The organism is Anaerococcus sp., assembly GCF_030825785.1.
Lineage (GTDB): Bacteria > Bacillota > Clostridia > Tissierellales > Peptoniphilaceae > Anaerococcus.
On record NZ_JAPJPG010000039.1, the window covers coordinates 1 to 14,186 of the forward strand.

At 36.0% G+C, this 14,186-nt stretch carries 15 protein-coding genes; all 15 read right to left on the bottom strand.

Going from position 1 to position 14,186, the window contains the following annotated elements:
- Positions 1 to 660: rod shape-determining protein (locus RCH56_RS06110; RefSeq protein WP_306484092.1), on the bottom strand; the 660-nt coding region annotated here is incomplete at its 3' end.
- 12 nt (positions 661 to 672) lie between these two features.
- Positions 673 to 1,359, bottom strand: a complete 687-nt coding sequence (radC, locus tag RCH56_RS06115; protein WP_306484093.1) for a DNA repair protein RadC — start codon at positions 1,357 to 1,359, stop codon at positions 673 to 675.
- Positions 1,337 to 1,870 (bottom strand): Gx transporter family protein, encoded by a 534-nt coding sequence (locus RCH56_RS06120; protein ID WP_306484094.1) that lies wholly within the window; start codon positions 1,868 to 1,870, stop codon positions 1,337 to 1,339. Before RCH56_RS06120 ends, radC begins: the two co-directional genes overlap by 23 nt.
- Positions 1,867 to 2,259, bottom strand: a complete 393-nt coding sequence (locus RCH56_RS06125; RefSeq protein WP_306484095.1) for a NusG domain II-containing protein — start codon at positions 2,257 to 2,259, stop codon at positions 1,867 to 1,869. Before RCH56_RS06125 ends, RCH56_RS06120 begins: the two co-directional genes overlap by 4 nt.
- Before the next feature lie 90 nt (positions 2,260 to 2,349).
- Positions 2,350 to 3,153: an RnfABCDGE type electron transport complex subunit B gene (locus RCH56_RS06130; protein ID WP_306484096.1), complete on the bottom strand. Its 804-nt coding sequence runs from the start codon at positions 3,151 to 3,153 to the stop codon at positions 2,350 to 2,352.
- Between the two features lie 9 nt (positions 3,154 to 3,162).
- The gene (locus RCH56_RS06135; RefSeq protein WP_306484097.1) at positions 3,163 to 3,738 is read right to left on the bottom strand and encodes an electron transport complex protein RnfA; all 576 of its coding nucleotides are present in this window, start codon (positions 3,736 to 3,738) and stop codon (positions 3,163 to 3,165) included.
- A 13-nt stretch (positions 3,739 to 3,751) separates the two neighbouring features.
- Positions 3,752 to 4,399 carry an electron transport complex subunit RsxE gene (gene rsxE / locus RCH56_RS06140; RefSeq protein ID WP_306484098.1) on the bottom strand — a complete coding sequence of 216 codons (648 nt, stop codon included), beginning with the start codon at positions 4,397 to 4,399 and terminating at the stop codon, positions 3,752 to 3,754.
- A gap of 8 nt (positions 4,400 to 4,407) precedes the next feature.
- Positions 4,408 to 4,953, bottom strand: coding sequence for an FMN-binding protein (locus RCH56_RS06145; RefSeq protein ID WP_306484099.1), 546 nt, complete (start codon positions 4,951 to 4,953; stop codon positions 4,408 to 4,410).
- Positions 4,946 to 5,923: an RnfABCDGE type electron transport complex subunit D gene (locus tag RCH56_RS06150; protein ID WP_306484100.1), complete on the bottom strand. Its 978-nt coding sequence runs from the start codon at positions 5,921 to 5,923 to the stop codon at positions 4,946 to 4,948. The genes RCH56_RS06145 and RCH56_RS06150 overlap by 8 nt, the downstream gene beginning before the upstream one ends.
- Positions 5,924 to 5,932: 9 nt before the next feature.
- Positions 5,933 to 7,252, bottom strand: a complete 1,320-nt coding sequence (rsxC, locus tag RCH56_RS06155; protein WP_306484101.1) for an electron transport complex subunit RsxC — start codon at positions 7,250 to 7,252, stop codon at positions 5,933 to 5,935.
- Positions 7,253 to 7,319: 67 nt separating this feature from the next.
- Complete coding sequence (locus RCH56_RS06160) at positions 7,320 to 7,976, bottom strand: lytic transglycosylase domain-containing protein (protein ID WP_306484102.1); 657 nt, start codon at positions 7,974 to 7,976, stop codon at positions 7,320 to 7,322.
- The gene (coaE, locus tag RCH56_RS06165; RefSeq protein ID WP_306484103.1) at positions 7,963 to 8,565 is read right to left on the bottom strand and encodes a dephospho-CoA kinase; all 603 of its coding nucleotides are present in this window, start codon (positions 8,563 to 8,565) and stop codon (positions 7,963 to 7,965) included. The genes RCH56_RS06160 and coaE overlap by 14 nt, the downstream gene beginning before the upstream one ends.
- A complete protein-coding gene (gene polA, locus RCH56_RS06170; RefSeq protein WP_306484104.1) occupies positions 8,552 to 11,191 on the bottom strand; it encodes a DNA polymerase I in 2,640 nt (879 codons plus the stop codon). The genes coaE and polA overlap by 14 nt, the downstream gene beginning before the upstream one ends.
- A 78-nt stretch (positions 11,192 to 11,269) precedes the next feature.
- Positions 11,270 to 12,571, bottom strand: coding sequence for a hypothetical protein (locus tag RCH56_RS06175; RefSeq protein WP_306484105.1), 1,302 nt, complete (start codon positions 12,569 to 12,571; stop codon positions 11,270 to 11,272).
- Positions 12,572 to 12,831: 260 nt separating this feature from the next.
- The gene (locus RCH56_RS06180; RefSeq protein ID WP_306484106.1) at positions 12,832 to 13,902 is read right to left on the bottom strand and encodes a bifunctional glycosyltransferase family 2/GtrA family protein; all 1,071 of its coding nucleotides are present in this window, start codon (positions 13,900 to 13,902) and stop codon (positions 12,832 to 12,834) included.
- Positions 13,903 to 14,186: the final 284 nt, after the last annotated feature.

Consider the following 14,186-nt stretch of genomic DNA (forward strand, 5'->3'; position numbering starts at 1 on the left):
TGAAACTTTAAGACTTATTAGATTCTTTTTTACAACTTCTGCTGTATTTTTACCAATTTCTAGAGAAAACTTATTTCTTATAAATTCTACAGTCGTATCATCTATATAGTCTCCCGCCTTGTTTATATTTTTGGTACTTATAACTCCATTTAGGGAAACTACTGTTGCCTCGCTAACTCCAGCTCCTAAATTTAGCATAAATATTCCTCTTGGCTCATCAGGATTTAAATCCATCCCATAAGCCGCTGCTAAAGTCTGATCTACTAGGATAACGTCCCTACTACCTGCATGGAGGGCAGCATCTTCTACGGCTCTTGCTTGAATATCTGTGATAGAAGAAGGAACGCATATTACAACCCTTGGTTGAAGGAAGGAGAAGCCCCCGTTTACCTTCTTGAAGAAATAATTGAGCAAGGCCTCAGTCAGATTAAAGTCTGTTATCACTCCATCTCTTATAGGTCTTACTATGTGGATTTTCTCGTGGGTCTTGCCTAACATAGCCTTGGCCTCTTCTCCAATAGCTAAGACCTTAGTATTATTTTCATCCAAAAGCAAAAAACAAGGCTCACTTGCTATAAGCCCTTCGCCCTTCTTATATACTAAAATATTGCTTGTGCCAAGATCGATGGCAAAATCTGAAGCAATCATTCTAAAACTCATAATCTATACCTCTTACAAATTCTCTTCTTTTTTAAAACTATAATAACTACTATTTCCTATAACTACATGGTCTAGGACTTCTATATCCAAAATATCCCCAGCCTCTACCAGCCTATCTGTGATGAGAAAGTCCTCGGTCGAAGGCTTTGGATTGCCGCTAGGATGGTTGTGGACTAAAATCATTGACTTAGCACTCTTTTTGATAGCAGGCTTAAAGACTTCCCTTGGGTTTACTACAGTCGAATTTAAATCTCCTATAGAAATCACTTCCTTGGCTATGATAACATTTTTGCTATCAAGTAAAATTGCATAGAAATGTTCCTTCTTTAGGTTGGAAAGTCTGGGACTCATGATATCATAGACATCCTTACTGGTCTTAATCTTTTCTATCTTCTTATCTAAGACTCTCTCGTTAATCCTCTTGCCTAACTGAAGGCCAGCCACTAGCCTAGTGGCTTTTGCTTCCTTGATTCCTCTAATACCAATTAGTTCATTTACTTCGATTTCTAGAAGCTCTTCATAGGAAAAGATCTCAAGAATCTCCTTGGATAACTCAATTACATTCTTATCCTTAGTACCGGTAGATAAAATTATTGCCAAAAGCTCATAATCGCTAAGAGCGGCAAAGCCTTCTCTGATTAGCTTTTCTCTTGGTTTATTGTATTTTTCTAAATCTTTAAAGCTTTTTGTCTCTTTCATTTCTACTAAATCCAATCTTTTCCATATGCTTTATAAGATAATTCGAACTAAGACCCACAAAGAATCCACTAAAAGTCCCAATAAAAACTAAAAGCGGGAAATAATAATACATCTTGATATTGTCCATAACTATAGCAGAAACCAAAACTTGCCCAAAGTTGTGGAAGAAAGCACCGATTTCACTTACTCCTATAAAGCTTAGGCTCTTTTCGAGATATTTCATAGAAACACTCATAGAAATACTTGCAAGAATCGCCCCAGCTACTGAAAAAAAGAAGGAGCTAACCATACCTGTTGCCAAAAGTAAAAGGAATGATTTAAGTACTCCAATCAGAAGAGCTGACCTAAGTCCATAAAAGTACAAGCTTACTAGTAGTATTATATTTGAAAGTCCAAGTTTTGCACCTGGTATTGGAATAGGTAGGGGAATAAAATGTTCAACTAAAGAAATCGCTAGAGCCATGGCTACAAGTAGGGCCATGGTCGTTATTTTTCTTATATCTTTGTTCATCTAACCACCTTATCTATCGAATCTTCTCTACTGTTATTTGTATCGTCAGTAGAATAAATTTCCATAAACAGTCTATTAGGTAGGCAGACTATCGTCTCTCCTACATCATAAATTGGGGCCATATGAACACAAATCTGATCGTTGCAATCAGCTTCTGATACGTAGGCCTGACCGTCTTTTATCTTAACTATGTTATAATGTCCTCCATATTCGATCCTAAACTCATCGTCCTTATCTAGGGGAACTTCCTTGATAACTTTGGAATCCAGCTCAATAACTAATATATTTCCTTTCTCTTTCGAGGTCATTTTGGAAATAGCAAAGGCAAAAGCCAAAGAAAATATCAAGAGAAAGCCGATAACATAGATATCTCCTTTTTTTATTTTCATTTTACACCTCAAGAACTAGTTTATCATTTTTATTGGGAGATTGTCAATTTTGGACATAAGAAAACAGCGCAATTTCTCGCGCTGCAAATTCTATTCAAAAACTTCTATACATTTGTTTGGACATTTGTCTGCTGCTTGCTTTAGAAGCTCAGAATCGAAGTCATTTCCAATCTGTTCTACTGAAAGGAAATTATCCATCTTGAATGCTTCTGGGTAGGTCTTAGCACAGATTGTACATCCTATACAAGAGTTTTTACAATTATTTCTTGCATCCTTGCCCTTATCATGACTTGAACAAAGTACAACTTGTTTTTGGCTAAATGGAACTAGTGTTATGATATTTTTAGGACAAGTAGCTACACACTTACCACAAGCAACACACTTGTCTCTATCTACTACAGCAACTCCGTCTTTTACGTGAATTGCATCGAACGGACAAACTTTCTCGCATGATCCACATCCTACACAACCATAATTACAAGCTTTCTTGCCCCCGAATAGTGCTATTTGTGCTCTACAATCTTCAAGTCCTGAGTATTCGAAAAGGTCCTTAGCCGCTTCGCATGTTCCGTCACATTTTACAACTGCAACTTTTCTATCAGCTCCGCCAGCAGCTTCTACTCCCATTACCTCAGCTACAGCATCTGTTGTAGCCGCACCTCCTATAGCACAAGCATTCACAGGAGCTTCTCCATTTGCAATAGCTGCTGCAAGTCCATCACAACCTGGGAATCCACAAGCACCACAGTTGGCACCTGGTAGGGCGTTTCTTACTTCTTGTTCTTTGACAGATTTTTCTACGTGGAATTTCTCACTTACTACACCAAGGGCAACAGCAAAGACGAAACCTAGGATAGCGAGTACTGCTATTGGAATTATTATAGTTTCTAACATTGCTCCCTCCTATGCTAATCCTGCAAATCCCATAAAGGCGATAGCCATAAGTCCTAGGGTTACTAGGGTTATTGGAACACCCTTAAAGGTTTCTGGTAATGAATTGTATTCGATTCTTTCTCTAATATAAGCTAAAATTGTAATAGCAAGTGTAAAACCAACAGCAGCCGCTAGGGCATAAACTATTGTTTCTACTAAAGTATAAGATGAGTCTATTGCCTTGATTGCTACACCTAGAACTACACAGTTTGTTGTGATTAGTGGAAGGAAGACTCCCAAGGCACCGTATAGGGCTGGCATAGATTTTTTCATTACTGTTTCTACTGCTTGTACTAAGGCTGCGATTACTAATATGAATACAACTGTTTGTAAGAATCCGATATTTAATGGATTTAGTATGTAATATTGGATTATCCATGTGATAATTGAAGCAAGGGTTATAACAAATATAACTGCCATTCCCATACCTCTTGCTGTCTCTACCTTGCTTGTTACACCAAGGGATGGACATATACCTAAGAATTGACCGAGTACATAGTTACTTACGAAAATAGTTGCAATAATTATTGAAAATAGATTTCCCATAATATCTCCTATCTTATTTTCTCTTCTTTGAAATAGCATTGAATGCTGCAACTAACATACCAAGAACTATAAATGATGATGCTGGTTGTTGTAAGAATCCGACTGTATATGCTTCCGGAATTATTTGAGCTCCGAAAAGTGTTCCTGCTCCTAGAAGCTCTCTAAAGAAAGCTAGAAGGGAAATTGCAAATGTGTATCCTAGTCCTTGGCCAAGTCCATCTACAATTGATGCTACTGGTCCGTGACTTGAAGCAAATCCTTCAGCACGAGCAAGAATCAAGCAGTTTACTACTATTAGTGGAATAAAGATACCCAAGGATTCATCTAGGGCTGGCATGTATGCTTTGATTGCCATTTGTACTATTGTTACAAAGCCTGCTATGATTACGATAAAGGCTGGGATTCTTATTTCATCTGAAATGAAATTTCTTAGTAAAGATATTACCAAGTTGCTCATTACTACTACGAATATTACTGATATTCCCATTCCTATAGCATTGATCAAGGAAGAAGATATGGCAAGAACTGAACACATACCTACTGTTTGAACGAAAACTGGGTTATTAGCGAATATTCCTTCGATAAAGACTTTTCCTAAATTTTCTTTAGGAGCTTTCTTTTCTTTTTTATTCTCTATTGGTCTATCAATTTGATTTTCCATAATATCTCCTAATTAAGTTCACCTAGGACACTTGCTGCGTCATTGATACCTCTTAGGATTGTTCCTGTAGATATTGTCGCACCAGAGATGCCTACGATCTCATTTTCTCCGCCGGACTCAGAAGCTTTTACTTCCCCATCCATATTTACTCCTATCATTCCTTCCTTGAAGAAGTCTTCTTCCATTTGTTTACCGAATCCTGCTGATTCTGCGTGGTTTAATGGAGCAAATCCAGTGATATTGTGATCTTTGTCACATCCTATTAGAAATTCTATGTCTCCACCGTATCCACCTGGTGATAGGATTTGGAATACATATCCGTCGCCTTCCGCTCCAGTAGCTTTGTAGATTTTTTCAAGAGTTTCTGGCTTGCCATCTACTTCTACTTCCTCATAAGAGTCAGCAGGTAGTACAACTGATAGGGATTCTTGAAGTTTCTCTTGGGCCTTAGCCTCTATGATTGGAGCTGTAGCGTTGTTTGTTAGCGCTAGGGCAAAGGCGGTAACTGATGTAATCAAGAATAATTTTAGACCTAATTTTAAACTATTATTCATTTTCTTTTCCTTTCTTTGCCTCAACTTTACCAAAAGTCTTGGATCTTGTGTGAGCTTCAATTATAGGAACTACTAGGTTCATCAGTAGAATTGAGTATGATACACCTTCTGGATATCCACCCCATACTCTTATAATAGCTGTAAGGATTCCTGCTCCTATAGCAAAGACATACTGACCTTTGATTGTCATTGGTGTTGTTGTATAGTCAGTTGCCATAAAGAAGGCACCGAGTAACAAACCACCTGATAGAATATTTCTTAGAGAAGCAGCAAAGCCATCAGCTCCAAATATTCCTAATAAAACTGTCGCTGTAAGTATGTATGTTAGTGGGATTCTAACGTGAATTACCTTTCTTACTATTAGATAGCATGCACCGATTAAGATTGCAAGGGCAGATACTTCTCCTAAACATCCAGGGATGTTTCCTAAGAATAAATCCATTGCGCTAAAGCTTGCTGGATCTGATAGAGGAGTTGCTCCTGATACCATTGATACGTCTTTTACAGTCTTAAGAGTAGCTACTCTTTGTGGTGGTACAAAGTTTGTCATTGTTTCTGACCATGAAGCCATAAGGAAAGCTCTTGCTGCAAGTGCAGGGTTTACAATGTTTTGTCCGATTCCACCAAAGAACATCTTAGCTACTATGATTGCAAACATAGCTCCGATTACCATTTGCCATACTGGTAGGGTGAATGGAACGTTGTAGGCAAGGAGTATTCCTGTAACTACTGCTGATAAGTCTTTGATTGATTGATTTCTCTTTGTTACTTTGTTAAATATATATTCTGATAACACGCAAGTTAATACAGACGCTAGGATAAGTATTAAGGCTCTATAGCCGAAGTAATATACTGAGGCTATACCTGCTGGTATTAGTGCTATGATTACATCTAGCATGTCCTTTTTAACTGTACGATTGCTTCTAACATGAGGAGAAGCTGTTACCAATAGTTGTTTTGTATTTTCCATATTCTCCTCCTATTTACCTGCTTGTCTTATTTGTCTCTTACCAAACTTGATAGCTTCTACTAGAGGTCTGTTTGATGGACAAACAAATGAACAAGATCCGCACTCTATACAATCCATGATATTAAGCTCTTGGGCTTTTTCGAATCTCTCTTCTAGGGAGAACTTGTGGATGTAGAGTGGAAGTAAGTAAACTGGACAAACATCAACACATCTGCCGCATCTGATGCAAGGACTTACTTCAAGAGGCTCCGCCTCATCGCTTGCAAGGACTAGGACACAGTTACTTGCTTTTTCTGTTGGTCTGGTTAGGTCTGGTTGAGCAATACCACACATTGGACCACCATTTACAAGCTTAGCAATATCATCTGCTCCGCCTGCTTCTTCTATAAGATAGCCGAATTCTGTTCCGCAACGAACTAACATGTTTGTTGGGTTTTTTACTGACTTACCTGTTACTGTTACGATTCTTTCATAAAGTGGCTTATCCATATAGATTGCTTCGTAGATTGCATTCATTGTGGAGACGTTTGATACAATTGCTCCAACGTCCATTGGAAGACCGCCGCTTGGTACTTGACGATTTAGACAAACATCTATGATTCTTTTCTCGTCACCTTGTGGGTATTTTGTTTGAAGCTTCTTGATTTCAATATTAAATGATGAATTTTCCTTAGCAAATTTTTCTAAGGCACTTACCATTGTATCATAGGCCTTTGGCTTGTTATCTTCTATAGCGATAATTCCTTTTTTAGCAGATACTGCCCTCATCGCTTGGATTAGGGCCTTAAGTATTCTTTCTGGCCTGTTTTTCATTAGATAATCATCACAAGTAATATATGGTTCGCACTCCGCCCCATTCACTATTACTGTATCAACTGGCTTTGCTGGTAAATATTTTATGTGAGCAGGAAAGGCTGCTCCACCCATACCTACTATTCCAGCTTCCTTGATCTTTGCTACTATTTCTTCTGCATTAAGATCGACATTATCTTTTTCTATGTATTCTTTATCTTGGTCGAAACCTTCGGTATCAATTACGACTGCCTTGGCGTTTTTGCCTGAGGCAGTTTGTAAATCGATAATGTCCTTTACCACTCCTGCTACAGATGAGTGGATATTTGCAGAGAAATTTCCGACAGCTTCTCCTATAAGCTGACCTACACTAACTTCGTCTTTTTTTGCTACAAGACATTTGCTAGGTGCACCTATATGTTGAGTTAGAGGAATTGTTACAAGTTTAGGAATACTTGCCATATGAAGTTCACTGTTTTCAGTAAGCTCCTTATACTCCTCCATGTGCACTCCATTTTTAAAAGTAATGGAATTCATAAATCTCTCCTTCTATTTTTATTTGCTCTCCTACTATTATAAATTAAAATCGCTTTACATTCAACGGTTATCTTATATTTCTTATGAAATCTTTAATAAAAATCTCAAAATTTCTATTACTCAGGCTTCTTAGGTCGGAAATTTCTTCCTTGCTTGGAAGGCCATCCTTGTAAAACTTTTTCATAACTTCATAATTGGCATTTACCTTTGTGACATATTGCCTAGTTTCTTCGAATGGTATATTTAAGGGGTCAGGATTATCCTTATCAATAGTACCTTCCTTAAGCCAAGTATCGACATTGCCAACACCACCATTGTAAGCAGCAAGGGCTAGGTCTCTGTTGTTATAATATCTATAAAGATAGTCAAAATATCCTACTCCCAAATCTAGGTTGTAGTCGACATCGTTTAACTTTTCTGGATAGTAATCAATCCCTACGACATCTGCAGAGTGCTTGGCCGTATCTTCTAATAATTGCATTAGACCGTGGGCTCCTTGGTGGCTTTGGGCCTTATTGTCAAAGTCAGATTCAACCTTGACGATTGACGCAGTTAGGAGGGGATCTACATTATATTTTTCGGAATATTCATAAATTTGATCTTGGTAGGATATTTGAGTTCTGGATGTTTGATAGGCTATAAGGCCGTAGACTATAGCGAAAAATATGCCTATAGCAAGAAGTATAAAGCCCAAAACTTTTCCTATAAATTTAACAACTTTCATTAAAGTCACCTCGATTAATGATTTTTTCTATTTGTCTTCTTAAACTTTCTATATCGCCGCTATTGTCGATTATGATGTCACTTTGCTTTTTCATTTCTTCTAGCTGATCCTGGCTTTCAATCTTTCTTATGGCAAAGTCATAATCGATTTTATCACGAGCCATAAGTCTTTTGATTTGGACGTCCCTAGAGGCTGTAACAAGGACTACCAAATCATGAGGAAATCTATCCTTTATCTTAAAAAACAAGGGAACTTCTATAAAGACCTTATCCTTATTGCTTTTTTCCACCATCTCATCTATAGCAGATATTATATTGGCATGGCTTATTTCATTAAGTCTTTCCATCTTCTCCTTGTCATTAAAGATGATCTCAGCAAGTTTCTTCTTATCAAGATTATCACCATCGAAGGCAGGGGCGAATATATCCTCCTTTTTGATGGCGAGATAATTCTTGCCCCCTTTTTTGATAAGGTCTCTATTTACCTCATCGGCACTAATTAAATCGTAGCCTTTTTCTTTTAAAATATCTGCTACAGTAGACTTACCTGAGGCAATAAGGCCTGTAATTACAATCCTACTTGGACTCATACATGCTTACTCCTGTGTCAATATCTACTATCAAAGGAACCTCAAGATCTGCCGCATTCTCCATGGATTCTCTTAGGATTTTGATAGCCTCATCTTTAGATGATTCATCAGCCTCTAGAATTATCTCATCGTGGATTTGGAGGACTATTTTAGCATCAAGTCCTGCTTTTTTGAGATTCTTGTCAGTTTCTATCATGGCAATCTTTATAATGTCTGCTGCAGTTCCTTGGATAGGAGTATTTAGAGCAACCCTTTGGCCGAAGCTTCGAACGTTAAAGTTTCTCGAATTAATCTCTGGGACATATCTTCTTCTCTTAAAGAGAGTCTCCACATAGCCATCTTCCTTGGCCTTTTCTACAATAGAATCCATATATTCCTTGATTGATGGATAGCTTGCCATGTAATTGTCAATGTATTCCTTGGCTTCCTTCCTTGGAATATTTAAGTTTTGTGATAGGCCGTAGTCACTTATGCCATAGATTATTCCAAAATTTACAGTTTTTGCCTCAGATCTTTGTCGTTTTGTAACCTTATCAAGGTCATTGTGAAAGACTTTGGATGCGGTCTTGGTATGGATATCTACGCCTTCCTTGAAGGCATCTATCATATGGCGATCTTTAGAAAGTGAAGCGAGTATTCTTAGCTCGATTTGTGAATAGTCCGCATCTATTAAAATCTTTCCTTCCTCTGCCCTAAAGGCTTTTCTGATAAGTCTACCCTCGTCGGTTTTTATAGGAAGATTTTGTAGGTTAGGGTCTTGGGAAGAAAGCCTACCGGTGGCAGCTATATTTTGCCTAAAAGTCGACCTAATTCTTCCGTCTTCATCTATGGCCTTCTCAAGTCCTTCTATATAGGTTGAACGTAGCTTGAAAAGCTCTCTGTATCTTTCGATTTTAGGAATGATTTGATGTTTATCCCTTAATTTTTCAAGGACTTGTGCGTTAGTTGAGAAACCTGTCTTAGTTTTCTTGATAACAGGAAGGTCCAAATCTTTAAAGAGAACCTCGCCCAATTGCTTGGTCGAATTGATATTAAACTCGCTACCAGCAAGTTCATAAATTTCCTCGGTAATCTTATCTATATCCTTGTCGATATTCTCCTTTAGATCTTCAAGGACATTTTTGTCTGTGACAAATCCCACAATTTCCATATCAGCTAAGACCTTGGATAGCTTAATCTCAATTTCCTTATAGAGGTCTAGCATATGGTATTCGCCAAGCTTGTCTTCCAAAATTTCCTTAGAATCTTCTATTGCATTAATTCCGCTTGCTAGGTAGTTTCCAAGCTCATCAAAGTCTAGGTCCTCATATTTTAGGGCCTTCTTACCCTTACCTAAGAGGTCTACTGGACTTTTTACTTCGTAGTCTAGATAAGATTGACTTAAAACTTTTAGATCATAAGAAGACCTTGATGGATCGATCAGATAATGCATAAGCATCATATCTTCATAAGGAAGTTTAAGATTGATCCCAAGTTTATCTAGAAGGACAACATCTTCTTTGATATCGAAGGAATTTTTCACTATTTCTTCATCCTCGAATATTTCCTTGAACTTGCTTACAAAATCACTATCAGGATCTATTATATAAGTAGGAGTTCCAGTGGTCTTTATTCCAAGCTTATAAATCTCGCTGTGAATATACCTATCTCCTTCATAAATGGACTTGAATGTAAATTCCTTGTTTTTCTTGATAGCTTCGATTAGCTTATCTGGATTCTCTAACTCATCATAAGTAAAGTCCTTATCCACCTTTGGACTATCTCCCCCATCCATATCTTCTAGGAACTTGTTGAAATTGTATTTAGAATACTTTTCTCTCAAGCTTTCAAGATCTGCTTCCTTTACCTTAAGCTCTTCTAGGTCAAATTCAACTGGAGCACTGGTCACAATTGTGCCTATTTTCTTACTCATATAGGCTATAGCTTCACTATCGATTAGAGTCTGTTTGGTCTTTTTACCAGAAACTTCGTCTATATGGTCATAGAGCCCTTCGATAGATCCATATTTTTGGATAAAGCTAATCGCTTTCTTTGGACCTATTCCATCAACTCCAGGAATATTATCGGACTTATCTCCTTCTAGCCCCTTAACCTCGATCAATTGCTTAGGACTTATACCAAACTCTTCCTTGATGGTATCGACTGTGTATTCTTTGGTTTCAGAAACTCCCTTTTTGGTAAGATTGACCACGATTTTCTCATCTACAAGCTGCAAATAATCCCTATCTCCAGTGATGAGCACTGACTCGTAGCCTGCTTCTTGAGCTATTTTTGCATAGGTTCCCACAATATCGTCCGCCTCGAATCCATCGAGGTCAGTATATTTAACATTAAGAGAATCTAAGATATCCTTTAGGATTCCGAACTGATAGGATAGCTCACTTGGCATCTTGTCACGTGTTCCCTTATAGTCCTTAAACTCCTTGTGCCTAAAAGTCTTAGATGCCCTATCAAAGGCCACAAGGACATAATCTGGTTTATATCTATCAAAAGCCTTGTTATACATGGTCAAAAAACCATAAACGCCATTAGTCATAACGCCGTCATTGTTTGTAAGTTTAGGAAGAGCAAAAAACGCCCTAAAAATCAAACTAGACCCGTCAATTAACATAACTGTTTTACTCATTATTACTCCTTTACATATAGTATATCATACCTGCAAGAGACTATAAAATGAAAAAAGAGAGCAAAAAGCTCTCCACTATTACTTACTAGTAATATCTATATAATAGTCGAAATCACTAATATTATAATTGTTATCATCTTCAGGGTAGGTAATTCGCACATCATTTGTATCATAGAGATATCTAGCCATAAAATAATAGTATGATGACTTATCCCTCTCATTCATCTCAACAAGGATTTTTTTATTCTTACCCTCTACCTTAAACACCTGTAATTTTTCCTTATTTTCTAAATATAATTCTCTATTATTATCTTTCCTAAACGCATTTTTTATTGGATTTATTGATAGATATATCATAAAAATCCCCATTATCGTAGGAATTATTTTACTTCTATCAAATGGCATCCAGTAAAAGCTAACTAAAATCAAATAAGCCCTAACAGTCTTTACATATCTACCGTATCCTGCAAGATTTACGGCTTCATTTATTGGCATAGATAGGATATACATTAAGTAATTTCCTAGCTGATAGCATGTATAGACTGAAACTACAAACAAGAATATATTTTTATAAATAGTATCCTTATTGTATATAAAGTAAAAAATAATAATAATAAGTGTCAAAATAAGAACAACTCTCTCATCAGAGATAGCTTGTAAAAATCTCTTGCTAATTCGAAGTATTTCAGTCTTATCTTTATCCAAAAACCCATCTTTGTATGAAGAAAGATCCATATTATGCTTACCTAAGTCTGAAAAGTTTCTCTTAACATGAAAAGACCAAGATTTGTGGGCAATTATCATTGTAGCAAATGGTAATATTCCTATAAATTTATTTGACTTCCAATATTTTTTGACAGTATATAAGCTAACAATGAGCACAAAAAATAAACTGGAATTTTTGATTAAACTTGTAGCAATAATCATTGGAAGTAGGAGGATTAGATTTTTCTTATCTTTATTAATATCATTGTCTATAACAAAGGCCAATAGAGCAAAGCCACTTGCCGATATTAAGCTATCAACTAACAAGCTATTAATTTGTACATTATCCATCATTATATATACTGAAAAAACAATAAGCACTGGAATCAACCATTTATTATCCTTAGTTCTAGTAAAGATAGGAAAATAACCAGCCAGCAGTGCAAGTGCATGAGCTATAAGACAAGCATTTTCAGAAAATTCTAAAGGTCTTGTAAGACCATATATAAAATAAGCGCTAGCTTGAGGATAAGAAGTAAAACTAATTACCTTATCTGCTTCTAAATTTAGTCTGTCATTAGTCAGTAAGAACCTACTAATAAGTCCCCAATGACTAAAATCATCGTAATGCAAAAACTCCACACCCTTAAGATAAAAAACAATTACAAGGTTCATTATAAAAAATATCCAGTAGTCTCTAAAATAGGCAAAGACTTCTCTTTTCCTTATTAAATAATAAATTAAAATTAAAGTAAATGAAATATGAAATAAGTAGCATGTAATTTTCATATATCCTAACAGTGCAGAAATATATACTAGGCTTGTAAGTACAGAAAAATAAGCAAAAGGAATAAAATATATGTTTATTCCAAATTTGTCTTTTACGATAGATGAGAATCCTAAGAAGCCTAAAAGTATTATTAAAATCTCTATCATTACTTACTTCCATTAAAAATAAACTTATTCTGTATAGTAAAAGAAATAAGGAAAATAATAGTATCGACTATAAGTTTTATAAGGCTTGCATTCATATTTACTCTTTCAAAAATCATATCCACAAAAAATGCTGAAAGTATAAGTTGGCAAAGCCACAAAGATACATACTTTATAAACTTACCCTTATCTTTCTTCTCATCAGCAAAAACCAGATTCTTATTTACATTATAATTAAATATCCCAGAAATAATCCTAGCTAGTGCAGTAGATGCCCAGATAACCTTACTAGATGTAGCCAATATCCTTGTTAAAAACTTAGTAAGAACTGTAAAAGCCCCAATATCCACCAGAAAAGATGAAAGGGATGAGATGATAAACTTAAAGAAAGTTCCAAGCATAACTCTGTAGATCTTAAAAGAATCCATGATGGGGTGAAAGTGGGTCTCGCTATTATTATCAAAATAAACAGTTTCTATAGGAATTTCTATGATTTTCTTCTTAGTTTGGGATGAATTAATGAGCATATTTATCTCATACTCAAATCTTTCGCCTGGCAAATCCAAGAAATCAGGAAGATAGGCTTTAGGAATAGCCCTAAGACCTGTTTGAGTGTCCCCTATCTTATCATAAAACATAAGTTTATAGATAAAACTAGTTGTCTTGTTACCGAAAGATGACTTAAAAGGAACACTTTCCTCATTGAAGTCACGAGAGCCCAAATACATAGCCACTTCGCTTTTTTTAAGTATATTTGCAATATTTTGGACATCACTCGCCTTGTGCTGACCATCTGAATCTACAGTAATTACATAGGAAAAGTTCTCGTAAGTATTTAATATGTAATTAAAAGAATTCTTCAAAGCTCTTCCCTTACCAAAATTCTTGTAGTGGGTAAAGACATCGAAGCCTTCATTTATTAATTTGTCAAAATATTCATCGTATTCCGCCCTACTCCCATCATTTACCAAAAGGATCCTAGTAAAACCCATATCTCTTAATTCGTAGAGATAGGATTTTAGTATATCCCTTGGAGGGTTGAGGGCAGGAATTAAAATAATAAAATCATCCATAATATCCTTCTTATATCTTCTTGCATTTATTATACTATAATAATATTAATTATATGAAATAATAGATAGAGTCCGTATAATTGCATAAAAAAAGGTCATCTGAAACCTGAACTAGTGCAATGCTTCTAACCAGCAAAAACCAACTAGGAGGAACAATTGATCCAATTACACTTTACAATTAATCAAGAAGAAATACAAAATTTAATTAATGAATCAGTAGATAATAAAATTGCTAAATCTATCTTAACAAAAGTTTTTAATGAACTTATGGAAAAAGAAAGAGA

Excerpts from the sequence above, each read along its gene's own strand:
- coaE (WP_306484103.1), bottom strand. The coding sequence starts at position 8,565 with ATGAGTCCAAGTAGGATTGTAATTACAGGCCTTATTGCCTCAGGTAAG.
- RCH56_RS06135 (WP_306484097.1), bottom strand. The coding sequence starts at position 3,738 with ATGGGAAATCTATTTTCAATAATTATTGCAACTATTTTCGTAAGTAAC.
- RCH56_RS06160 (WP_306484102.1), bottom strand. The coding sequence starts at position 7,976 with ATGAAAGTTGTTAAATTTATAGGAAAAGTTTTGGGCTTTATACTTCTT.
- RCH56_RS06145 (WP_306484099.1), bottom strand. The coding sequence starts at position 4,953 with ATGAATAATAGTTTAAAATTAGGTCTAAAATTATTCTTGATTACATCA.
- RCH56_RS06150 (WP_306484100.1), bottom strand. The coding sequence starts at position 5,923 with ATGGAAAATACAAAACAACTATTGGTAACAGCTTCTCCTCATGTTAGA.
- RCH56_RS06175 (WP_306484105.1), bottom strand. The coding sequence starts at position 12,571 with ATGAACCTTGTAATTGTTTTTTATCTTAAGGGTGTGGAGTTTTTGCAT.
- RCH56_RS06130 (WP_306484096.1), bottom strand. The coding sequence starts at position 3,153 with ATGTTAGAAACTATAATAATTCCAATAGCAGTACTCGCTATCCTAGGT.
- radC (WP_306484093.1), bottom strand. The coding sequence starts at position 1,359 with ATGAAAGAGACAAAAAGCTTTAAAGATTTAGAAAAATACAATAAACCA.
- RCH56_RS06125 (WP_306484095.1), bottom strand. The coding sequence starts at position 2,259 with ATGAAAATAAAAAAAGGAGATATCTATGTTATCGGCTTTCTCTTGATA.
- rsxE (WP_306484098.1), bottom strand. The coding sequence starts at position 4,399 with ATGGAAAATCAAATTGATAGACCAATAGAGAATAAAAAAGAAAAGAAA.
- polA (WP_306484104.1), bottom strand. The coding sequence starts at position 11,191 with ATGAGTAAAACAGTTATGTTAATTGACGGGTCTAGTTTGATTTTTAGG.
- RCH56_RS06120 (WP_306484094.1), bottom strand. The coding sequence starts at position 1,870 with ATGAACAAAGATATAAGAAAAATAACGACCATGGCCCTACTTGTAGCC.
- RCH56_RS06180 (WP_306484106.1), bottom strand. The coding sequence starts at position 13,902 with ATGGATGATTTTATTATTTTAATTCCTGCCCTCAACCCTCCAAGGGAT.
- rsxC (WP_306484101.1), bottom strand. The coding sequence starts at position 7,252 with ATGAATTCCATTACTTTTAAAAATGGAGTGCACATGGAGGAGTATAAG.